This is a genomic window from Alcanivorax sp. MD8A, assembly GCF_002888555.1.
Classification (GTDB): Bacteria; Pseudomonadota; Gammaproteobacteria; order Pseudomonadales; family Alcanivoracaceae; genus Alcanivorax.
In genome coordinates this window covers 63,262-85,505 of record NZ_AQOQ01000005.1, presented here as the reverse complement: position 1 = coordinate 85,505, position 22,244 = coordinate 63,262, and the positions used below count along the sequence as shown (strand labels likewise).

The following is a 22,244-nucleotide window of genomic DNA, read 5'->3' as shown; positions in this document are numbered from 1 at the left end:
ATGAAACAGATTTTGGCAATACCAGTGATTTTCATTGCTCTGTCAGGTTTGACGGGGTGTGGTTCAGGGGCAAATCTGGGTGAGCTGGATGCGCGGCTCCAGGAGATCAAGGCCCGCCCGCGTGGCCGGATCGAGCCGCCGCCGGAGTTCAAGCCCGTTGCGTCCTACGCGTATGCGGCGCATAAGCTTCGCTCTCCGTTTAGTCCGCCGGTGGACCAGCAGCTGATTGTGGTGCCGGATGGCCGTAAGGTTGAGCCTGACATGGGGCGTCCCAAGGAGTACCTGGAACGCTTCCCGCTGGATTCATTGAAAATGGTGGGTACCATCAATCGCCCGGGTGAAACGTTGCAGGCGCTAATTGCAGATCCTTCTGGAGCTGTGTCGCGCGTGAGGCCGGGGAGTCACATGGGGAAAAACTTTGGTCGGGTCCGGGAAGTTACCGAGGCCAGGGTAAGTTTGATTGAAATCGTTCCGGATGGGCGTGATGGCTGGGTGGAGCGAGCCAGCAACGTCACGCTTTCCGAATAACAGCCGCTGGGGATCCAGTTATGAAAAATACAATGTTGAAAACAAAAAAATACGCGTCCCGGCGTCTGGCAGGAGTACTGGCGGTCGGGGCTTTGTCTACCCTTGCTTCTCTTGCAGGTGCGGACACCCTGAAATCTATCGAAGCCAATGCGCTGTCCGGTGATGCCATGGAGGTGCGCCTAAAGTTTGAAGGTGGCGTTCCGGAAGTGAAGGGCTACAGTATTGAGCAGCCCGCACGGATTGCGCTGGATTTGGTTGGTGCGGATACCTCTATCACCGGCAAGCGTCAGAATCTGGGTGCGGGCAATGCACGCAGTGTCACGATCGTTGAGGCCAAAGATCGAACCCGTCTGATTTTTAATCTCGATTCGCTGACTGGTTACACCACGGAAGTAGAGGGTGACACGCTGGTTGTGATGTTGGGTGGGGACCGAGCGCAAACTGGCCAGGCATCCGCATCCGGCGCAGCCGGTGAGGCTTCTGTGACTGGGGTGGATTTCCGTCGCGGAACAGACGGTGAAGGACGAGTCATTGTGACATTGTCCAAAGCAACGATTCCTGTGGATGTCCAGGAAGAAGGGGGTCGTATTGTTGCGCGTTTTGTGGGGGCTGGTGTGCCCAATGATTTGCTGCGCAAGCTGGATGTAACCGATTTTGCTACGCCGGTAAGAATGGTGGACACCAAGACCACCGATGGCAGCACGATTATTGAAATCGAGCCGACTGGTACTTGGGAGTATATGGCCTATCAGGCGGATAATGAGTTTAGCATCAATGTGAAGCCGATTAGTCGCACTGAAGCTGAGCGGAAAAAGAAAGATGCGTTTGAATATACTGGCGAGAAGTTGTCGCTGAACTTTCAGGATATTGAGGTTCGCTCTGTTCTCCAGCTGATAGCTGATTTTACTGGCCTGAACCTTGTGGCGTCAGACACAGTAAGCGGTCGTATCACCCTGCGTTTACAGAATGTGCCCTGGGACCAGGCGCTGGAACTCATCCTGAAGACAAAAGGGCTGGATAAGCGCCAGGTAGGTAACGTGCTCTTGGTTGCTCCAGCGGACGAAATTGCAGCCCGTGAGCAGCTGGAGCTGGAAAGTCAGAAGAAAATCGAGGCACTGGCGCCGCTTCGCACGCAGTACATCAACATTAACTATGCTAATGCGACCGAGTTGAAAGCCTTGATTTCCAATGCTGGAGGCAAGGGTGAGGCTCTGCTGTCTTCCCGTGGCTCGGTGGTGGTTGATCAGCGAACCAATACGCTGATTATTCAGGATACCTCTGCGAAGCTTCAGGAAATTGGGGAGCTGATCGAGCAGCTGGATATTCCTGTGCAGCAGGTGCTGATTGAGGCTCGCGTTGTGGTAGCTACCAATGATATTACCGATGAATTTGGTGTGCGTTGGGGTGGTTTGGGCTTCGATGGCGAGAGTATGCTCCAGGACAAGCGTACCTATGGCGTGTCAGGTCGGCTTCAGTCCATTCGCGACCTCCATCAGAGTAATGTGGATGCAACGATCTTTGGCGGTAACACCGCGCTGGACCCCGATGATGTTGATTTCGGTCCTGATGACTTCGAGATGGAAAGCCTTGAGAATGGCGATGACCTGATCGTTGATCTGGGTGTGGATTCTGCTGATGCATCACGCTTTGCAGTTGGCTTTACCTCTCTGGCTTCCGGTCTGATCGAGCTTGAGCTTTCTGCTCTGGAAGCCGAAGGGCATGGTGAGCTGGTGGCGACGCCAAAGGTGCTGACCGCAGATCAGCAGCCTGCCGTTATCGCCTCCGGTCAGCAAGTTCCCTTTGAAGTGGCAACTTCCTCCGGTGCAACGTCCATCGATTTTGTGGAAGCTGAGTTGCGACTTGAAGTGACCCCTCACATTACCCCTGATGGCAATATCATCATGACGCTGAAGGTGAACAATGATTCTTTCAGCTCGGATGGCTCTGCTGCAATTGATACCAACCGGGTTGAGACTTCGGTGCTGGTCAATGATGGCGAAACCGTCGTGCTTGGTGGTATCTTCCAGCAGGAAAAGATCAACGCAGTGACCAAGACCCCCTTCCTGGGTGATCTGCCGTGGATCGGAAACCTGTTCAAGAAGACCGTTAACCGTGATACCAAGCAGGAGCTGCTGATCTTTATCACGCCGCGGTTGATGAAAGATGCGCTGGCGAGTCGGTGATAGATAATTCAACTCCTTCCTTGATATTGGTCGGCCCGATGGGTGCAGGTAAAAGCACCCTGGGCCGACACCTTTCCCAGATACTGGAACGTCCTTTCTACGATTCTGACCGGGTGATCGAAGAGAAAACCGGCGCAGATATCCCCTGGATTTTCGATGTGGAAGGCGAGTCCGGCTTCCGTCGTCGTGAGCACGAAGCCATTGATGAGCTGACCGCCATGCCGGGCATCGTGCTGGCGACAGGAGGGGGTGTGGTGACGACGCCGGAAAATCTGGCGCTGATGCATGACCGGGGTTGCGTGGTCTATCTGTGGACGCCGGTTGAGGTGCAGCTTGCTCGCACCCGTAATGACCGAAACCGCCCCCTGTTGCAGACAGCGGACCCCCAGGCAAAGCTGGAAGCATTGTTTGCCGAGCGCGATCCCCTCTATCGAAAGGTGGCTCATCATGTGGTGTCAACGGCGTCGGGTAACCTCAAGAAAGTCGCGGATGACGTGCTTGCTTGTTTGGTCTCTCGCGGCCAAGGATAATGTGCCCCAGTCCACGTAACTGATTGGGCGCTTGCTGGCTCAGCATGCGCCGTTCTGCAGGTTGCGGCGATTCTCACCACGGAGACATGATGCGCACACTTCAGGTGGCCCTGGCCGAACGTAGTTATCCCATTCATATCGGGCAAGGCTTGCTCGACACTTTTCCGCTTGCTGAGCAAGTTCGCGGCAACCAGGTGATGATCATCACCAACGAAACCATTGCGCCGCTCTATCTGGACAAGCTTCAGTCACAGTTCAGTCAAATCCAGTGCGATACCCTGGTGCTGCCCGATGGGGAGAAGTACAAGACACTGGCGACGCTGGAGAGCATATTTGACGCGTTGCTCGAGAAGCGCCATTCGCGCACAACGACGCTGATTGCCCTGGGTGGCGGCGTGGTCGGCGACATGGTCGGGTTTGCGGCGGCGTGCTACCAGCGAGGTGTCGATTTCATTCAGGTGCCCACGACATTGCTGGCCCAGGTGGATTCGTCCGTGGGTGGCAAGACGGCGGTGAATCACCCGCGTGGCAAGAACATGATTGGTGCCTTTCATCAGCCGCGGTTGGTATTGATTGATACCGATGTGCTTGAGACGCTACCGACCCGTGAGGTGGCGGCGGGTTATGCCGAAGTGGTGAAGTATGGCCTGATTCGGGATCCGGAATTTTATGACTGGCTGGAAACCAACAACCCTCGACTGTTGTCCAGAGACTCAGAGCTGATGGCAGAGGCGATCTACCGCAGTTGCGAGAACAAGGCTCAGGTGGTGGCCGATGATGAGACCGAGCAGGGTAACCGCGCGTTGTTGAACCTGGGTCATACTTTCGGCCACGCCATGGAAACGGCCACCGGCTATAGCGAGTGGCTGCATGGTGAGGCTGTGGCTGCCGGGATGGTCATGGCAGTGAGCATGTCGGCCAGACTTGGCTGGCTGGATGAAGGCCTGGAGTCGCGCTTGACGGCATTGCTGGAAAGTTGGGGGCTGCCCGTTGCGGTGCCGAAGGGTATGACCGCCGCACAATTTATGGATTTGATGGCACTAGACAAGAAGGTGCATAACGGCCAGTTACGCCTGGTGTTGATGAAGGCGTTGGGCGATGCTGTGGTCACTGCCGATTATCCGGCGGCCGCACTGCAAGAAACCCTGGAGGCATTCTGTGGAGTTTGATGAGGACCGTTTTTTCAGTGGCGCATCCCGTGGAGATTTTCTGGATGCACTGACGGCCCATGCCGGACTGGGTTCCGTGGCTGTGCTCGAGGGGGATGAAGGCAGCGGCGTGTCCACCCTGTTGGGGCAGGCAGTCATGGCCTTGCTGGATGACATGGAGGTCGTGCGTCTGGACGGCGCAGACGAGCATGATGCCAATGCGGTGATCGATGCGTTGCTGCGGCACTTCAATATCGAGCGTGCAGCGTTACCTGAAGTGCTGAAAGCGGCGTTGGCTGAGGGGCGCCTTGTTGTTGTTATCGACAACGCGGAGCAGCTGGAGAGTGCTGCGGTTGCCACTATGCTGGCCCTCAAGCAAAAGCTGGGTGCGCGTCTGGGTTACCTGTTCGGCGGCTTGCCCGGTATTGCCGAAAGCCTCAAGGGCGCAGATTTTGTTGTTGATGATGTACTGGATCTTCCGGCGCTGGCAGCGGAAGACGTGCAGGATTTTGCCTGGTTTGTGCTCGGTATGGAGCTGGATGATGCTGCGTCGGGCGCGCATGCTGAGGCGGTATCAGGGAATCTGGGTGCGCTGAAGGCGCGACTTCACGAGAGTGGCGAGTCGCCGTTGGTTGCCACGTCCGGTGCGGTCGGAGTTGGGGCTGGCAGTGTTGAGGAGGTGCCGGAGGAGGCTTCCATGCGTTTTGCTGCCCGTCAGGAAGAGGGCGACGATTTCGATGACGCCGAGGCCGGACAGGATGCCGAAGAGTATGACGAACCGTTAGAGGAAGAGGCAGGTGCGACCCGTGCGGCTCCTCCCTGGCGGCATTTGGTGGCAGTGGGCGGTCTTCTGGTTGCCGTGGTGCTGCTGTGGGCAGTTTTCTCCGGTAGCGATGAGGTCGATCCGGTGCCCGAGCGGCGGGATCTGGCCTTACCCATGCCGGAAGCGGTTGGTGAAACGGAAAGGGAGCCCGTGGCAGCTGAGCCGCAGGTGCAGCCGCTGCAGCCGACCATGAAGCCGGTGGCCCGGCTGGAGGATCTGGACAATCCTGCCTCTGACGGCGGAGCAGACGAGTCTCCCCTGAATGATGCTGGTGAAGAAGGAGTCCGCTCGGCCCCGGAAAGTGGTGTGGTGCTGACGCCGGTTTCCGATCCGGTCATGCAGTCGTCGCCGGCGGCCAGAGAGAAGGAGATGCAGGTCACTCAGGCGCCAGCCGCGAATAATGAGGGCGAGGCGACGAAGCCCGAGTCGCAAAGCAAGCCCGCCGCTGAGGCGACCGCCTCCGAGGCCATGTCGGCCAGCAAGCCGGCGCCGAAGGCATCCGAGGGGGAGTCGGGTTATCGGCAGGCCGATTGGCTGGCGACCCTGGATGACAGTCGTTGGTTTCTGCAGATTACGGTGACAAGCCAAGAGGCCAATGCCCGCGGTGTGCTGGACCAGCTGGCGCGAAAAGGGGCTTATTATGCGGCACGCCGCAATGGAAAGTCCGTTTGGCTGGTGCTGGCGGGGGATTATTCCAGTCGTCAGGCGGCGCTTGACGCAAAGGCGGAGTTGCCTGCAAAGTTGCGCCAGGCTGGCCCTTTTCCCCGCAAGATGGCCGACATTCGCAACGAGTTGTAGGTCCTGTTTCAAGAAAAAAAGCGGGTTGGGCGACTGTTCAATTTGTCGCCCAACCCCGCAATGTGTAGAATGCATATCCCTTTTTTGCCGTCACCACTATCCTGACGCCATTTGCCTTCTGTAAGTCTCTGAATTTCAAGAGGAAAGGTTTTGATGCAGCAGAACTCAACGCTGGTGCGGGGGCTCACTGAGCCCGGAGAATTCCGGGACAACTGTGGTTTTGGTCTGATTGCCCATATGGAAGGCAACGCCAGCCACGAGCTTTTGCAAACCGCCATCGAAGCACTGACATGTATGACCCACCGGGGCGGTATTAACGCCGATGGAAAAACCGGTGACGGCTGCGGTCTGTTGCTCAAGAAACCCGATTCTTTCTTCCGCAAGGTTGCGCAGGATGCGTCTATTGCCTTGCCGGACAACTACGGTGTGGGGATGGTGTTTACCCATCCTGACAGCGCCGAGGCCGACAAGCAGAAGGCCGCCATCGATGCTGCTCTTGAAGCGCAGGATGTGAAGGTGCTGGGCTGGCGTGAAGTGCCCACGGATGACGCCTGCCTGGGTGAGCTGGCGCGCGCCTCTCTGCCGGGTTTCTGGCAGGTGCTGGTCGCTGCAGACGGTAACTCCGAGCAGGAGCTGAACCGTCGCCTGTTCTTTGCCCGTCGCCATGCCGAAAAAGCGATTGAGAGCGATGGCTATTTCTATGTCTGCTCCCTGTCGGCGTCGGTGATTTCCTATAAAGGTCTGATGATGCCGGTGGATCTGCCGGCCTTCTTCCCGGATCTGGGCGATGAGGCCATGGAAACCGCCATCGTGGTCTTCCATCAGCGCTTCTCCACCAACACCCTGCCGCAGTGGCCGCTGGCGCAGCCATTCCGCTACCTGGCTCACAACGGTGAGATCAACACCGTTCAGGGTAACCGTAACTGGGCGCTGGCGCGGGAAAGCAAGTTCGCCAACGAACTGTTGCCCGGGCTGGAAGAGCTGAGCCCGCTGGTCAACCGTACCGGTTCTGACTCTTCCAGCATGGATAACATGCTGGAAATCCTGCTGTCCGGTGGTATGGATCTGTTCCGCGCCGTGCGCATGATGATCCCGCCGGCCTGGCAGAACGTGGAAACCATGGACGCGGACCTGCGTGCCTTCTACGAATATAACTCCATGCACATGGAGCCGTGGGATGGCCCGGCGGGTCTGGTGATGACCGATGGCCGCTACGCGGTCTGTATGCTCGACCGTAACGGTCTGCGTCCGGCGCGTTGGGTTGTGACCAAGAACGGCTTCATCACTCTGGCCTCTGAAATCGGTGTCTACGGCTACAAGCCGGAAGATGTCGTCGCCAAGGGCCGCGTCGGTCCGGGCCAGATACTGGCTGTGGACACGGAAACCGGTGAAGTCCTGCATACCCGGGATATCGATAACCGGTTGAAAGTACGTCACCCCTACCGTGACTGGCTGAAGGGTAACGCCCTGCGTATTGAGGCGGACTACGATCACGAGGTGGGTCGCACCGACGAAGTGGATCCGCAGGATCTGCTCAGCTATCAGAAATTCTTCCAGATCAGCTTTGAAGAGCGTGATCAGGTGCTGCGTCCGCTTGCCGAAACCGGGCAGGAAGCCACAGGTTCCATGGGGGACGATACGCCCATGGCGGTGCTGTCCAAGCGTGAGCGTCCGCTGTACGACTATTTCCGTCAGCAGTTTGCCCAGGTGACCAACCCGCCCATCGATCCGCTGCGTGAAGCGATCGTCATGAGCCTGGAAACCTGTGTGGGTGCTGAGCGGAACGTGTTCGAGGAAACGGCGGACCATGCGGACCGGGCAATTCTGTCCACGCCGGTGTTGTCGCACTCCAAGTTCACCAATCTGCTGAATATCCAGCGTCCGGGCTATGAGCACGCCAAACTGAGCCTGCATTATGATCCCAAGGCCGGCCTGAAACAGGCGGTACTGGATCTGTGCGACGCCGCGGAAAAAGCGGTACGTGATGGCAAGGTCATTCTGGTGCTCACCGATCACGGTATTGGCCAGGATACCCTGACCATCCCGGCGCTGATGGCCACCGGTGCCGTTCACCATTCTCTGACCGAGAAAGGTTTGCGCTCTGACGCCAACATTATTGTGGAAACCGCGACGGCTCGCGATTCCCATCACTTTGCCGTGCTGTTCGGCTTTGGTGCCACCGCGGTCTATCCGTACCTGGCTTATGACGTTATCGCCGACATGGTGCGCTCCGGCGAGCTGCTGGGCGATGCGGTAGAGCTGCAGAAGAACTTCCGCAAGGGTATCAACAAGGGCCTGATGAAGATCCTCTCCAAAATGGGGATCTCCACCATCACCTCTTACCGGGGTGCCCAGCTGTTTGAAGCGGTAGGTATTGACCGTGAGGTGGTGGACCTGTGCTTCCGGGGTGTGGCGAGCCGCATCCAGGGTGCCGGCTTTGTCGACTTCGAGGCGGACCAGAAGAATCTGGTCAAAGATGCCTGGAAGCAGCGTAAGCCGATTGATGCCGGCGGTGTTCTCAAGTTTATCCACGGCAAGGAATATCACGCCTTCAACCCGGACGTGATCCATGCTCTGCATCATGCCACCCAGGACAACGACTGGAACGCTTACCGCGAATACGCGGAGTTGGTGAACAAGCGTCCGGTAGCGACCCTGCGTGATCTGTTCGCCTTGCGTGATGATGTGGATGCCATCAGCGTGGATGAGGTCGAGCCGCTGGAAAATATCCTGCTGCGCTTTGACTCTGCGGGCATGTCGCTGGGGGCTCTGAGCCCGGAGGCTCATGAAGCCATTGCAACCGCCATGAACCGTCTTGGCGGGCGCTCCAATTCCGGTGAGGGCGGTGAAGACCCGGCCCGTTACGGTACCGAGCGGGTCTCCAAGATCAAGCAGATTGCCTCGGGTCGCTTCGGTGTCACCCCGCACTACCTGGTGAATGCAGAAGTGCTGCAGATCAAGGTCGCCCAAGGTGCCAAGCCCGGTGAAGGCGGCCAGTTGCCCGGCGGCAAGGTGAACACCCTGATTGCGCGGCTGCGTCATTCCGTGCCCGGTGTCACCCTGATTTCACCGCCGCCGCACCATGATATCTATTCCATTGAGGATCTGGCCCAGCTGATCTTTGATCTCAAGCAGGTTAACCCGGATGCCCAGGTCTCTGTGAAGCTGGTATCCGAGCCCGGCGTAGGCACGGTGGCCTCCGGTGTGGCCAAGGCTTATGCCGACCTGATCACCATCTCCGGCTATGACGGCGGTACTGCTGCGAGTCCGTTGACCTCTATCCGCTATGCGGGCTCTCCGTGGGAGCTGGGGCTGGCAGAAGCGCATCAGGCGCTGCGTGGCAATGATTTGCGCGACAAGATCCGCCTGCAGACCGATGGCGGTCTGAAGACCGGTCTGGACGTGATCAAGGCGGCTATTCTGGGGGCGGAATCCTTCGGGTTCGGTACCGTGCCGATGGTCGTTCTCGGCTGTAAGTACCTGCGGATCTGTCACCTGAACAACTGCGCCACCGGCGTGGCGACCCAGCGTGAAGACCTGCGTAAGGAGCACTACATCGGTGCGCCTGAGCTGTTGATCAACTACTTCACCTTCGTGGCGCGCGAAGTTCGTGAGCTGCTGGCCATGCTGGGTGTGAAGAGCATTCCGGACCTGATCGGCCGTACCGACCTGCTGAAAGTGCTGGAAGGCGAAACCGAGCGTCAGGGCAAGCTGGATCTCACTCCGATCCTGCGCAACGACCTGGTGCCGGCAGACAAGCCCACCCACTGTCAGGTGGATCGCAACGAGCCGTTCGACAAGGCGTTGCTCAGCGATACCATGATCAATGACATGCAGGTGGCGATCGACAACAAGTCCGGTGGTTCTTTCCACTACGCGATCACCAACTGTGATCGTAGTGTGGGTGCCCGGGTCTCTGGAGCCATCGCCAAGCAGTATGGCAACCTGGACATGGAAAGCGCGCCGATCAAGGTTCGTTTCACCGGTACAGCAGGGCAGAGCTTCGGTGTGTTCAACGCCGGCGGCCTGCACATGTACATTGAAGGGGATGCCAACGACTACGTGGGCAAAGGCATGGCCGGCGGCAAGCTGGTGATTCGTCCGCCCCAGGGCAGCCCGTTCAAGAGCCAGGAAACGGCCATCATTGGTAACACCTGTCTGTACGGTGCCACCGGAGGCAAGCTGTTTGCCGCTGGTACCGCCGGTGAACGTTTCGGGGTGCGTAACTCCGGAGCCCATGCGGTGGTAGAAGGCGCTGGCGATCACTGCTGCGAATACATGACCGGTGGGTGCATCACGGTACTTGGCCGGACCGGCCACAACTTTGGTGCCGGCATGACCGGAGGCTTTGCCTTCGTGCTGGACGAGGACAATGATTTCTTCGACCGCATCAACCCGGAACTGATCGAACTGCATCGCATCAGTTCCGAAGCCACCGAGTCTCACCGCAGCCATCTGCGCGGCGTGATCAGCGAATATGTTGAAGAGACCGGCAGCGAATGGGGCCAGTACATTCTGGATAATTTTGATGCCATGAGCCGCAAGTTCTGGCTGGTGAAACCCAAGGCCGCGAGCCTGGACAGCCTGCTGAACACCACGCGCGCCAATCCGGCATAACGGAGGTTGGGGAGAACATGGCTGAACGTTTGAGCAACAATTTCCAGTTTCTGGATGTGCCACGGCACGATCCCAAGAAAAAGGACATTGACGACCGCAAGCACAAGTACGAGGAAATCTACTACCCGTTTGAAACCCGGGAAGTGGAGCATCAGGCGCACCGCTGCCTGCATTGCGGTAACCCCTACTGTGAGTGGAAGTGTCCGGTACACAACTACATTCCCAACTGGCTGAAACTGATCAGCGAAGGGAATTTGATGGAAGCGGTGGAGTTGAGTCACCAGACCAACTCCCTGCCGGAAGTCTGTGGTCGTGTGTGCCCCCAGGACCGTCTGTGTGAAGGGGCCTGTACCCTCAATGACGGCTTTGGTGCGGTGACCATCGGTGCTACCGAGAAGTACATCACCGATACCGCGTTGGCCATGGGCTGGCGTCCGGACATGTCCAAGGTCGTCTGGACTGACAAGAAAGTGGCGGTTATCGGGGCGGGCCCGGCCGGGATCGGCTGTGCTGACGTGCTGGTCCGCAACGGGGTGAAACCGGTTGTCTTCGATCGTTATGAAGAAATTGGTGGCCTGCTGACGTTCGGTATCCCCGAGTTCAAGCTGGAAAAGCCGGTCATGGCCAAGCGCCGTGAAGTCTTTGAAGGCATGGGTGTGGAATTCCGTCTGGGCGTGGATGTGGGCAAGGACATCAGCATCGATGAGCTGTTGGCCGAGTACGATGCCGTGTTCATGGGCATGGGCACCTACACTTACATGAAAGGCGGTTTCCCGGGTGAAGATCTGGATGGCGTGCACGAAGCGCTGCCGTTCCTGATTTCCAACGTGAACCGTAACCTGGGCCTGGAAAAGGCTGCCGCTGACTTCATCGACATGAAGGGCAAGCGGGTGGTGGTGCTGGGTGGTGGTGATACCGCCATGGACTGTAACCGGACCTCCATTCGTCAGGGCGCCGACACCGTGACCTGTGCCTACCGTCGTGACGAAGAAAACATGCCGGGTTCCCGCAAGGAAGTGGTTAACGCCAAGGAAGAGGGCGTGCAGTTCCTGTTTAACCGCCAGCCCATCGAAGTGGTGGGTGAAGACGGTAAGGTGGTTGGCATCAAGGTGGTGGAAACCAAGCTGGGTGAACCTGATAACAATGGCCGTCGCCGCCCCGAGTCGATCCCGGGCAGTGAGGAAATCCTGCCTGCGGATGCCGTGATCATTGCCTTCGGTTTCCGGCCCAGCCCGGCGGACTGGTTCGCTGACAAAGGTATCAACACCGATGATTCCGGTCGCGTGACTGCGCCGGAAGAGCAGGAGTTTCCCTTCCAGACCAGCAACGAGAAGATCTTTGCCGGTGGGGATATGGTGCGTGGCTCTGACCTTGTGGTGACCGCCATCTGGGAAGGCCGTGAAGCCGCCAAGGGGATTCTGGACTACCTGGATGTGTAATCCCGGTATGTGCCCATCCTGACAGAAAGGCCCGCGAATGCGGGCCTTTCTGTATGTGCAGGGAGGGGGCGTATTGGTTGCCAATCAGGTAAAGTTCGCTATTCATACTCGTTCGGCACACCGTGTGCCAGTCAGATTCAGGATATTGCATGACCAGCTTTGCGCCACTTCAGAATGATCTCTTCCTGCGTGCACTCAACCGAGAGAATGTTGAACGTACCCCTATCTGGATGATGCGGCAGGCCGGACGTTATTTGCCGGAGTACCGTGCCAGCCGTGAGCATGCGGGGTCGTTCATGGATCTGTGCATGAACGCGGATCTTGCCTGTGAGGTTACCTTGCAGCCGCTGGAGCGCTATCCGCTGGACGCGGCGATCCTGTTCTCCGACATTCTTACCATCCCGGATGCCATGGGGCTGGGGCTTTATTTTGAAACGGGTGAAGGGCCGAAGTTCAAGAAGGTGGTGCGCACCGAAGCAGATGTGGCGGCCTTGCCGATTCCCGACCCGGAGGCCGATCTCGGCTATGTGATGAAGGCCGTCAGCACCATTCGAGGGGCGCTCAATGGCCGAGTGCCGTTGATCGGCTTTTCCGGTAGCCCGTGGACCCTGGCCACCTACATGGTGGAAGGCGGCTCCAGCAAGGATTTCCGCCACCTCAAGGCCATGGTTTACAGTCAGCCGGAGCTGGCACACGCGATGCTCGACAAACTGGCGCAGTCCGTTACCGGTTACCTCAATGCGCAGATTCGTGCCGGAGCCCAGGCAGTACAGATCTTTGATACCTGGGGTGGGGCTTTGTCCGCCGAGGCGTATCAGCAGTTTTCGCTCAAGTACATGAAGCAGATTGTCGACGGGCTGATCCGTGATCATGATGGCCGCAAGGTTCCTGTGATCCTGTTTACCAAAAACGGCGGGCTGTGGCTGGAGTCCATGGCCGAGACTGGTTGTGATGGTCTGGGGTTGGACTGGACCATCAATATTGGGGAAGCCCGTCGCCGTGTCGGTCACAAGGTGGCCCTGCAGGGCAATATGGATCCGGCAGTATTGTATGCGGCACCAGAGGCCATTCGTGCTGAAGTAAAGCGTATCCTCACGGACTTCGGCGATCACCCGGGGCATATTTTTAACCTGGGGCACGGCATTACCCCGCAAGTGGACCCTGAACATGCGCGTGTATTCATTGAGGCTGTGCACGAGTTCAGCACGAAATAACCAAGCTACAAGCGGCAACGCGTTTGAAGGGTTGATGTGTGTTGAATACTGGAGTCGCGACCATGGTGTCGGCGCGGCTCCGGCGGTACCAGCCCTGACAGGTCCTTGATTCGCGTTGTAGCTTGAAGCTTGCCGCTGTTCAGGGGGAAGGATTCTCATGCGATTGTTGATGGTTGTGTTGTTGCTGGGCTGGGCGCTTCCAGCGTTGTCCATGTCTCTGGCGCTTGCCAAGGTGGAGCGTGCCGCAGAGGGGGAAACCGAGCAGCAAGTCTGTGCCCGGGCGCTGGAAAAAATGACGCAAGAGCTGCAGGTCAGTCTGCTGAGCGTGATTGCTGCTACGGATGCCTATCAGCAGCGCAAGCTGGCTTACCGGGAGCAAGATCTCAGCGAATCGCTGCTTGAGGATGCCTATCGCAGCCAGCTGATGGGCGAGGCGCCGGTACTGGATGGTCAGCGCTGGAGCGGTTCGCGATGCTCTCTGCGGGCACGATACAGTGCCGATGTGGATGTGCTGGCGCGCCGAGTGCCCATGCCGCAGACGCAGCCCAAGGCGGTGCCGGACAACGCGCCGGTCCCTCCGGGTATCGATCCTAAAACCTGGGAGCTATTCAGTGCCAGCCGTGACCGCTCGGAGTTGGCGCAGAGTTTTTCGACTGTCTCCGCTCTGCGCATGTATATGACCGAGTATTACCTGAGCTCAGGGAGCTGGCCGCAAAGCCTGTCTGATTTGGGAGTTGCCCAGGAGCAGCTGATTGATGATCGGGTGAAGCGGGCGTACTTGTTGCAGGAGGGCATGCTCAAACTGGAGCTGGCAGGGCGTTTGGAGGGGCACGAGCTGACGACCTGGCCGGTAGATAGCCGGGGGCCCAGAGGAATCGAGTGGAAATGCACCACGACGGTTAACATGGGGCCGTCAGGTTTCTGTGAGCAGGTGGAATGATCAGCTATCAGCTATCAGCTATCAGCTATCAGCTGTGAGCTGTGAGTTAAAAAAAGAGGCCGCGTCCAGCATTTGGGCGCGGCCTCTTTTGTTTGAGTCGCTTGCGCGATCACCTGCGTTGTTGCGTGCAGCTTGATGCGTCTTACGCGCCAATCTTGCGCATTTGGTAGACGTTGTGGGAGATGGCAACCACCTCGCCGTTGGCGTCTTTTAGTTCCACATCCCATTCGAAGTCGCATTTGCCCACTTCTTCCGTGGTGCTTTCAATGCGCTGGATCTCTTCTTCGCTCAGGGTCACTTCCACGGTGACGTCGGTGGTCGCGGGGCGACGGAAGCGGATCGACATGTCCTTGACGATGGGATAGAACTTCTTGGTGTCGAAGGACGTCAGGTAGATGGTGCCGCCGGGTAGCTCGGCGATAGTGTACAGAGCGCCGGCATACATGATGCCCACGTGATTGATGTTGGGCTTGAACGGCATCAGCATCTTGCAGTAGCCGCGGTCGACTTCCAGCGTCTGCACTTCGCAACGTTCCACGAACGGGAAGGTCTTGTCGCTGGCAGCTTTGATCAGGGTTTTCTGTTCTTCGGTCAGGGCCATGTCAGTTTCTCCTCAGTTACCGGGGATGCTAACAAAGCCGGGGGATGCGCCGGAAAACCGTTTAGTTCAGCTGGCTGGCGCAAACGGTCAGTCGTTGAGCAGGGCGTCTGTCTTGGCGGCACAGATAAAGTCGTTGCGGTGCAGGCCACGGATCTTGTGGGTCCACCAGGTCACTGTTACCTTGCCGTATTCCGTGAGAATGGCTGGGTGGTGGCCTTCCTGCTCGGCCAGTTCGCCGACCCGGTTACTGAAGGCCAGTGCCTGTACGAAATTCCTGAACGGAAAATGCCGCTGCAGTTTCTCGATGCCGTCTTCTTCTACCTGAATCCACTCCGGGATCTGCGGGAACAGCGTTTCCCGTTCCTGCTCGGTCACTTGGGGAGCGTCAGCGCGGCAGGCGTCACATTGCTGCCTGTTGAGTGAGGTTGTGCTCATGGGAATGTCATTACCTTGCGTGGATGCATGCACGTTTCATTGTGCATGCATCCACAGCGGGTAATCAATCAGGCAGGATTGGCCGGCTCACACAGGCGAACCGGGTCGCCATCGGTGCCGCCTGGCGCCATTTTCTTGAGGATGCGGCGCAGCTTTTCCAGGTCGGTGTCATCGCGAACCCGGCCCGGGATCTCCATTCCTGCGGCCAGATTCAGCAGTACCGCCTTCATTTTCTCGGGCATCAGTACCGGTTGACGGTGCTGCAGGACATAAATCAGGTCACCGCGTTTGAACAGCAGGAAACCGTAGTAGTAGGTGCCGCTTTCCACGTCGCTGTCCTTGACCTGGGCGGCGTCCACGTTTATCCCGATGATGGCGAACAGCGCTTTGGGATCGGCATCTTCGATGAATTCCCGGTAGGACGCTTCGGCGCTGGTGATCATCGGTGCCTTGGCCACCACATCACGCAGGTAACTGTTCAGTGTCAGGTTGAGCAGGGTGAGATCCGAGGCGAAGCGCGGAGCCTGGATCATGGGGTGGTTCTGCACGTTCAGGTAGTCCACCCGGAACAGTCGCCCGCTGCCATCCCAGAAGGTGGCGGAGCCGCCGTTACGGTCACAGCGTTCATCCAGCACCACTTCACCCCGAAAGGTATTGATGCTCAGGTCAAGAATGTAGGCGCCGGCCGGTGAGAAGTAGTAATCCCCTTCACGGTCACCCTGCATGCCCTGGCAGCCAGCCAGCAGCGTTACGGTCAGGGTAGACAGCAGGAACGCGGCAGTTTTGATTATTTTCATTATTCGCCCCGAAGATAAAAAGCCTGAAGATCATAGCATAACAGGGGCGGCATGCCGCCAGTGGCAGTGTGGCGCCTTACAGTGCGGGCAGATCGGCCAATGGGACAATGGTCTTGCCCGGTGACTCCCGGCGGCTACGGCTGTAATGCCAGGTCGCTTTTTGGGGGTTGTCGTACACCCTCGCAGGGATGTCGGTCAGTGGTGTGTCACAGGCCTCTATCTTGCTGGCGGCCTTGTTAAAGGGGGCAAGCAAGGCTTCCTGCAGTTGTTGTTGGCGCTCGCTCACGGCGTCGGTGCACTGTTTGTCGCCACTGTTCAGATAGTTAACCGCGGGTGAAATCAGCACAAACTGCTCGATCTTGCGCTGGCTGGCATCGATCACGTTGAGGCACTGATGAACCCAGTAATAGTAGCAGTCTGCGGCCTGTGCGAGAGGCGCGAAGCCCAGCAGCAGAGTGGTGAGTAGCAGCCGAAGGTGGCGACGATTCATGAGGATAGTCCTCCGCGCTGTTGTCGCCCCGGCTCCCACTGTAGCAGTACGTTCTCGGTAATCAGGTGCTCGGGAATCCGGTGGCGGATCTGCTCATGCAGCTCGGGCAGCTGGCTCCAGTGCAGCCCGGGCAGCATGTGATGGGCGGTGTGATAGCCCAGATTCCAGGAGGGCAGGTTGTAGCGTTTGAGTTCCACATTGCGTGAGGCATGGAAATGGTCTTCAAAACCGGTGCCTGCGTGTTGGCCGTAGGTATTGTCCAGCAGCATGAAGAGCATGAAAACCATGGGGACCACAAAGACCAGTAAGGCGTTGCGCGGGTCATACAGCAACGCGGCGATCAGTGGGATGTTGGCAAGCACTAACAATCGCAGAAAGCGTTGATATAGCTGAGGGTGCTGCTGCCCGATCTGATGGATTTCGGGGTAGATGCGTAGTGTGTTGACCAGCACATAACGCCAGCGTGGCATCAGGCTGCCGTCTGCCATTTGCCATGGAGAGGGATCATTCTCCGGGTCCAGATACAGTTTGTGGTGCCCGATGTTGTGGTGCAGGGTCCAGCTCAGGGGGCTGGTGCCCGTTTGCAGGTAGAGAATGCATTCAAACAGGCGGTTGAGGGGCTTCTTCACGAAGGTATTCACGTGATGATGGTTGTGGCAGATGGCGCCACAAGAGACTTGCACCGGCATCAATGCGAGCACCGCCAGCCAGGTAGTCAGGCCCGAGCTGAAGAAAAACAGCATGCATTGAATGAAAAAGACCGCCAACACCAGGGCAACAGCGGCACGATCAGCCCTATAGCGTACTAACATCTCACTCACCTGGGCCAGAAGTCTGGCGCCCACTACGAAGAAGGCGTGAGTTTAGAGGCATCACAAAGTGTGATGAAGACCACATTAACCAGAGGGTTGGGCGCCTTGGTCAATATGGGTACGCTTGTACCTGCAGGGATATGCGCGATTCTGCATTTTGGAAGGCGCCCCAGCCACCACAGGTGGGGCGCCAGCAGGTCAGGCTCGGCTTAACAGGTCCCGGGCGATAGCGATCACCTGCATTTCGTCGGTCCCGGCATAAATCTGCAGGATCTTGGCGTCGCGCATCAGTTGCTCGACACGGGATTCTCGCATGTAGCCGTAGCCACCATGAATCTGTACCGCCTCGGTGGCGACCTCCATGGCGGTCTGGGCGGCATAGAGTTTCATGGCAGAGGCTTCGGCCAGGGTCATCTGCTTGCCTTCGGCGGTCATCTCGATATAGCGGAATACCATGTTCTGCAGGTTGGTACGGGCGACTTCCATCTTGGCCAGCTTGAGCTGGATCAGCTGGTTCTGGCCAATCGGACGGCCGAACTGGCTGCGGTCGTTGGCGTACTGGACGGACAGCTCCATGGCGCGCTCCACCATGCCCAGTGCCATGGCAGCAACGCCGGCGCGTTCCTGCATGAACGTGCCCTTGGCGCCGCTGCGGCCGTAGCTGTCTTCGCTGCCGCCAAGCAGACGATCTGCTCCGACTTTCACGTCGGACAGGAACAGCTCGCCGGTGGGGGAGGAGCCAATGCCCATCTTCTTGAATGGCTTGGACTGTTCCAGACCCTCCATACCGCTGTCGAGGATGAATGAAACGATTTTGCGTTGCTCGGCCGGCACGCCTTCCTCGTCGAGCTTGCAGATCAGGATGATGGTGTCGGCAAAGGGACCGTTGGTGATCCAGGTCTTGCTGCCATTGATGATGTAACCGCCATTGCCGTCGCGGCGGGCCACGGTTTTCATCTGGCCGAAGGCGTCGGAGCCGGCATTGGGTTCAGAGATCGCCCACGCACCCACTTTTTCCAGTGTCAGCAGCGGTAGCGCCCAGCGTTCTTTCTGTTCAATGGTGCCCTTGCTCATGATGGCGCCACCGGCGAGGCCCATGGAAACACCCATGGCGGTCACCAGCCCCTGGGCATGGCGACAGATTTCGATGATGGGGATCATGCGCATGGCCGCTTCTTCCCCGGCCATGGCGGAAGGGCCCTCTTTCTTTTTCTTGTCGTCTACGGCGTCGCCGGCGGCGATGGCTTTTTCCCGGGCCAGTTGCTTGTCAAAACTCTGCTTGGCCATCACATCCATGCCAAACGTCTTGATCAGTTTGCGAAGGATGTCGTAGGGCGGTACGCCGTTGTACTCGATGTCATCCAGCTGCGGCACCACTTCCTTTTCCACGAAGTCGCGCACCATTTTCTGGATCATCTGTTGTTGTTCTGACCACTGAATCATGGGGATGTCCTGTCCGTTTTAGGTTGCCCCAACAGTAACAAGATCTTTCCCGGCGCCGCATTGATCATAACGGACGGAAATCTTGACGTTCGGGATCAATGGGCGGGCAGTCGGACGTCAGACGTTGGTGGTCTGACGCCCCGGGGCAGGCTCCTTAATGAGCGGTGATGCAGGGGAAGGGGTCGAAGCGGACGCGCATGACCAAGGCGTCAGGGCCCTCGGTGCTGGCGGCGGCTTCAATGTCGGCAGCCCGCAAGCGAGGGTGGGTGCCGTTGAAAAACTTCTGGGCGGCGTGGGCGTTCAGGGTGCGATCCCGTGCCTGTTCGTAGGTGATGCCCTCTCCGCCCAGCAGATGGCGAATGTACTCGGCGCAGGCCACGTCTTCATCGCCGGTGGGGTGGGAGGCCACCAGCACCACCGTGGGCGGGTTCTGTTGGCGCAGGTAGTTGGCGGTAGCTTCCGCATTGACCAGGCTGGCCACCAGCACTTCCCGGCTGTCGCGGGCACGTAATGTGGCGGCGACCCCGTTGGTGGTACGCATGATCATCTCCCGACCGGCCAGCTCTGCCTGATCAATCTCCCAGGGGGAATTGCCGAAGTCAAAGCCCTTGATGGGCAGGGCATCCACTTCGCCGGCCAGCAGGGCATCCGGAAGATGCTCATCGCGCAGGGCAAAAGCCTGTTCCGCACTGGCCACCGGCCAGATGCAACGCAGCCCCTTGCGGAAAGCATGGTGGCTGGTGGTGAACGCACGGATCACATCAATCACAACCGTGATGCCGTGGATGTTGTGGGGCGGGTTGTGCCCCTGGGCAATGTGTATTTCCATCTCGGCTCGCAGGGGGGGCTAGAACAGCAGGCCAATGCCCCAGGTGGCGTTGTCGAAAATTTCTTCTTCGTCTTCCAGGTACTGCTCAATGGCAATGGTAAAGGTCAGCCGGTCACCCAGTGTGAAGCGGTCCTTGGGAGTGCGTCTGCCGCTGAAGAAATCCACCACATCGCGATAGTTGAAATCGGAACGGTAGCGGATCAGACCATCGTGGTTACCATGGCCATACTGGATCTGGATAAAGCGGCCGAAGCCTGTGCCCAGATAGGCGTTGTTGACCCGTTCACCGTCTGCGGCAGAGGTACCGTCAATGGTCGCGGAGCGAATTGGCGAATCGCCGAATTTTTTGGTGGCGATACCGCCGTTGATGGCCACACTGCTGTAGTTGGCATCGACGAAGAAGCCGGTATCGATGTTTTCCGTGGGGTCGACCCGGCCGACCGAAATGACGGTGCCACGAATCATGGTGACGCCGCTGTAGCGGTCTTCGGCAAGGGCTGTCAGGGGTAATACCAGCAAGGCGGCAAGCAAGATTGTTATTGTTTTCATTCCATTCCCTCCATGAATAAGCCGACATTATGCCTAGGCTGGGGGCGGGTTTCACCCATTGTGAGCGTCCAGGGTGTGCTTGTGGGGGAGGGTGCGTGCCAGCGTCCAGACATGGACCTGATGGGCGCCTGCGTCAATCAGGGTGCGGCTTGCGGCTCTGGCGCTACTGCCGGTGGTCATGACATCGTCTATGAGCGTGATGGTGAGTCCTGTCACGGGCGTGACGCATTGAAAGGCGCGGCGCAGGTTGCGTTCCCGCTGTGTGCGTTTCAGCCCCTGCTGGCTTGCCGTGGCATGTTGGCGTAACAGCGCAGGCAGCAGGGGGCGTTGCCAGAGGAGGGAGAGCCGGGTGGCAAGTCGTTGGCTTTGGTCAAAGCCGCGCCACCAGCGGCGCCGCCAGTGAGCGGGGACGGCACAGAGGACGTCGGTGTCCGGCCAGGGTAAGGGCATGCCTGCCAACAATTGTTCCAGGGCGTTTTCGCAAACCAGGTCTCCGTGGTGCTTGTAGCGTTGAATCAGGCGATCCAGGGGATGGCTGTAGATCAGCGGGGAATGACTGGCAGCAAAAGGGGGTGGCCGGCGAACACAGCGACCGCACAGCGGCGGGGGCTGGCTGTTGTCCGCGCCAGGCATGGGCAGGCTGCACCGGCAGAGCGGGCCCTGTAAGGGCGTCAGCAGTACCATGCAGTGAGGGCAAAGCAGGGTGCGGCTCTTCTTCCCGCATAGCAGGCAAGGATAGAATTGATTAAAAAATGACCCGCAGTAAACTTTTGTTGCGGCTTTCCAGTTGACAGCTGGCATGTCGCTCCCTAGCCTGTTGATTCCCGTTCAGGAGAGACACCATGCCCGCCACCGCCAGCATTACCCAGACGCCAGAGTCGCAAACGGCTGTACGCCATGACTGGAAGCGTAGTGAGATCGAAGCCCTGTTTGCTCTGCCGTTCAATGACTTGTTGTTCCAGGCAGCGGCTATCCATCGGGCCAATTTCGATCCGAATGCGGTGCAGGTCAGCACCTTGCTGTCGATCAAGACCGGGGCTTGCCCGGAAGACTGCAAGTATTGCTCCCAGTCCGGCCACTACAACACCGAGCTGGAAAAGGAAAAGCTGCTGGAAGTCGCCCGCGTGGTGGAAGAAGCCAAAGCTGCCCGCGACAAAGGGGCGTCCCGTTTCTGCATGGGGGCGGCCTGGCGCAGCCCCCGCGACCGTGACATGCCGTTTGTGCTCGACATGATCCGCCAGGTGAAAGGGCTGGGCATGGAAACCTGCATGACCCTGGGTATGCTGGATCAGGGCCAGGCCGAGGCGCTGGCGGACGCCGGACTGGACTACTACAACCACAACCTGGACACCTCGCCGGAGTATTACGGCAAGGTGATTACCACGCGGACCTACAATGATCGTCTGAGCACCCTGGCCAATGTCCGTGATGCCGGCATGAAGGTGTGTTGTGGGGGCATTGTTGGCATGGGCGAGCAGCGTGATGACCGTGTCGGCCTGCTGCAGCAACTGGCCAATCTGCCACACCACCCAGAGTCTGTGCCGATCAATATGCTGGTGAAGATTGAAGGTACCCCGCTGGCGGATGTGGATGATCTGGATCCGTTCGAGTTCGTTCGCACTGTGGCGGTGGCGCGTATCCTGATGCCCGAATCCTATGTACGCCTGTCTGCCGGTCGTCAGGAGATGAATGATGAAGCGCAGGCGCTGTGTTTCATGGCGGGCGCCAACTCCATCTTCTACGGCGAGCGTTTGCTGACCACCGATAACCCGGAAGCGAACCACGACCAGCAGTTGTTCAAGCGCCTGGGCATCCATCCGTTGGATCCCCGTCATGAGGCTTCCGATGAAGCTCATGAAGAAGCCATCAAGGCGCAGGTTGCCGAGCAGGAAGCGGAAGAAGCGGGCCTTTTTTATAACGCCATGGACAAACGTTCCGCGAAGCACGTGCTCGACAAGGACACAGGCCGCCCTGCTGCTACCGAGCATTGATTCTCCGCAGGGTGGAAATCGGCGTGAGCCGATCTCCACCGGTGGCTGATTACCATGCCAGGTATCCATTTTCTCCA

General features: G+C 58.4%; 19 protein-coding genes. 10 read left to right on the top strand and 9 right to left on the bottom strand.

The annotated features are described in order from the left end of the window. The 9 genes from A15D_RS04195 (at position 1) to A15D_RS04155 (ending at position 14,220) form a co-directional block, all read left to right on the top strand. Entirely contained in the window at positions 1-528 is a 528-nt protein-coding gene (locus tag A15D_RS04195; RefSeq protein ID WP_102790899.1) for a pilus assembly protein PilP, read from the top strand. A gap of 32 nt (positions 529-560) precedes the next feature. Further along, positions 561-2,711, top strand: coding sequence for a type IV pilus secretin PilQ family protein (pilQ, locus tag A15D_RS04190; RefSeq protein WP_102790936.1), 2,151 nt, complete (start codon positions 561-563; stop codon positions 2,709-2,711). Next, positions 2,708-3,241 carry a shikimate kinase AroK gene (gene aroK, locus A15D_RS04185; RefSeq protein WP_369825815.1) on the top strand — a complete coding sequence of 178 codons (534 nt, stop codon included), beginning with the start codon at positions 2,708-2,710 and terminating at the stop codon, positions 3,239-3,241. Before pilQ ends, aroK begins: the two co-directional genes overlap by 4 nt. 89 nt (positions 3,242-3,330) lie before the next feature. Next, positions 3,331-4,410: a 3-dehydroquinate synthase gene (gene aroB, locus A15D_RS04180; RefSeq protein WP_102790897.1), complete on the top strand. Its 1,080-nt coding sequence runs from the start codon at positions 3,331-3,333 to the stop codon at positions 4,408-4,410. Then, positions 4,400-6,010, top strand: coding sequence for an SPOR domain-containing protein (locus tag A15D_RS04175; protein ID WP_102790896.1), 1,611 nt, complete (start codon positions 4,400-4,402; stop codon positions 6,008-6,010). The genes aroB and A15D_RS04175 overlap by 11 nt, the downstream gene beginning before the upstream one ends. A gap of 153 nt (positions 6,011-6,163) precedes the next feature. After that, entirely contained in the window at positions 6,164-10,627 is a 4,464-nt protein-coding gene (gene gltB, locus A15D_RS04170) for a glutamate synthase large subunit (protein ID WP_022985284.1), read from the top strand. Positions 10,628-10,644: 17 nt separating this feature from the next. Then, positions 10,645-12,066, top strand: coding sequence for an FAD-dependent oxidoreductase (locus A15D_RS04165; protein ID WP_022985283.1), 1,422 nt, complete (start codon positions 10,645-10,647; stop codon positions 12,064-12,066). 149 nt (positions 12,067-12,215) lie between these two features. Then, positions 12,216-13,280, top strand: a complete 1,065-nt coding sequence (gene hemE / locus A15D_RS04160) for a uroporphyrinogen decarboxylase (RefSeq protein WP_102790895.1) — start codon at positions 12,216-12,218, stop codon at positions 13,278-13,280. 157 nt (positions 13,281-13,437) lie between these two features. Beyond that, a complete protein-coding gene (locus A15D_RS04155; RefSeq protein ID WP_102790894.1) occupies positions 13,438-14,220 on the top strand; it encodes a pilin in 783 nt (260 codons plus the stop codon). Positions 14,221-14,362: 142 nt separating this feature from the next. On the opposite strand, the gene A15D_RS04150 is transcribed toward A15D_RS04155, so the two are convergent. From A15D_RS04150 to A15D_RS04110, 9 genes are all read right to left on the bottom strand, one after another. Next, complete coding sequence (locus A15D_RS04150) at positions 14,363-14,821, bottom strand: YiiD C-terminal domain-containing protein (RefSeq protein ID WP_102790893.1); 459 nt, start codon at positions 14,819-14,821, stop codon at positions 14,363-14,365. An 87-nt stretch (positions 14,822-14,908) separates the two neighbouring features. Continuing rightward, positions 14,909-15,256, bottom strand: coding sequence for a 4a-hydroxytetrahydrobiopterin dehydratase (locus A15D_RS04145; RefSeq protein ID WP_102790892.1), 348 nt, complete (start codon positions 15,254-15,256; stop codon positions 14,909-14,911). Positions 15,257-15,324: 68 nt separating this feature from the next. After that, positions 15,325-16,053, bottom strand: a complete 729-nt coding sequence (locus A15D_RS04140) for a hypothetical protein (RefSeq protein WP_102790891.1) — start codon at positions 16,051-16,053, stop codon at positions 15,325-15,327. Positions 16,054-16,129: 76 nt separating this feature from the next. Then, positions 16,130-16,543, bottom strand: a complete 414-nt coding sequence (locus A15D_RS04135; protein ID WP_102790890.1) for a hypothetical protein — start codon at positions 16,541-16,543, stop codon at positions 16,130-16,132. Beyond that, a complete protein-coding gene (locus A15D_RS04130) occupies positions 16,540-17,355 on the bottom strand; it encodes a fatty acid desaturase (protein WP_102790889.1) in 816 nt (271 codons plus the stop codon). The genes A15D_RS04135 and A15D_RS04130 overlap by 4 nt, the downstream gene beginning before the upstream one ends. Before the next feature lie 198 nt (positions 17,356-17,553). Then, entirely contained in the window at positions 17,554-18,798 is a 1,245-nt protein-coding gene (locus A15D_RS04125; RefSeq protein ID WP_102790888.1) for an acyl-CoA dehydrogenase family protein, read from the bottom strand. 154 nt (positions 18,799-18,952) lie between these two features. Beyond that, positions 18,953-19,627, bottom strand: coding sequence for a 2-phosphosulfolactate phosphatase (locus A15D_RS04120; RefSeq protein ID WP_102790887.1), 675 nt, complete (start codon positions 19,625-19,627; stop codon positions 18,953-18,955). Between the two features lie 18 nt (positions 19,628-19,645). Next, positions 19,646-20,176, bottom strand: a complete 531-nt coding sequence (locus A15D_RS04115) for a hypothetical protein (RefSeq protein WP_102790886.1) — start codon at positions 20,174-20,176, stop codon at positions 19,646-19,648. Positions 20,177-20,227: 51 nt separating this feature from the next. Then, entirely contained in the window at positions 20,228-20,809 is a 582-nt protein-coding gene (locus A15D_RS04110) for a ComF family protein (RefSeq protein ID WP_233192060.1), read from the bottom strand. 209 nt (positions 20,810-21,018) lie between these two features. Between A15D_RS04110 and bioB the strand changes: the two genes are divergently transcribed. Next, the gene (bioB, locus tag A15D_RS04105; RefSeq protein WP_102790884.1) at positions 21,019-22,167 is read left to right on the top strand and encodes a biotin synthase BioB; all 1,149 of its coding nucleotides are present in this window, start codon (positions 21,019-21,021) and stop codon (positions 22,165-22,167) included. Positions 22,168-22,244: the final 77 nt, after the last annotated feature.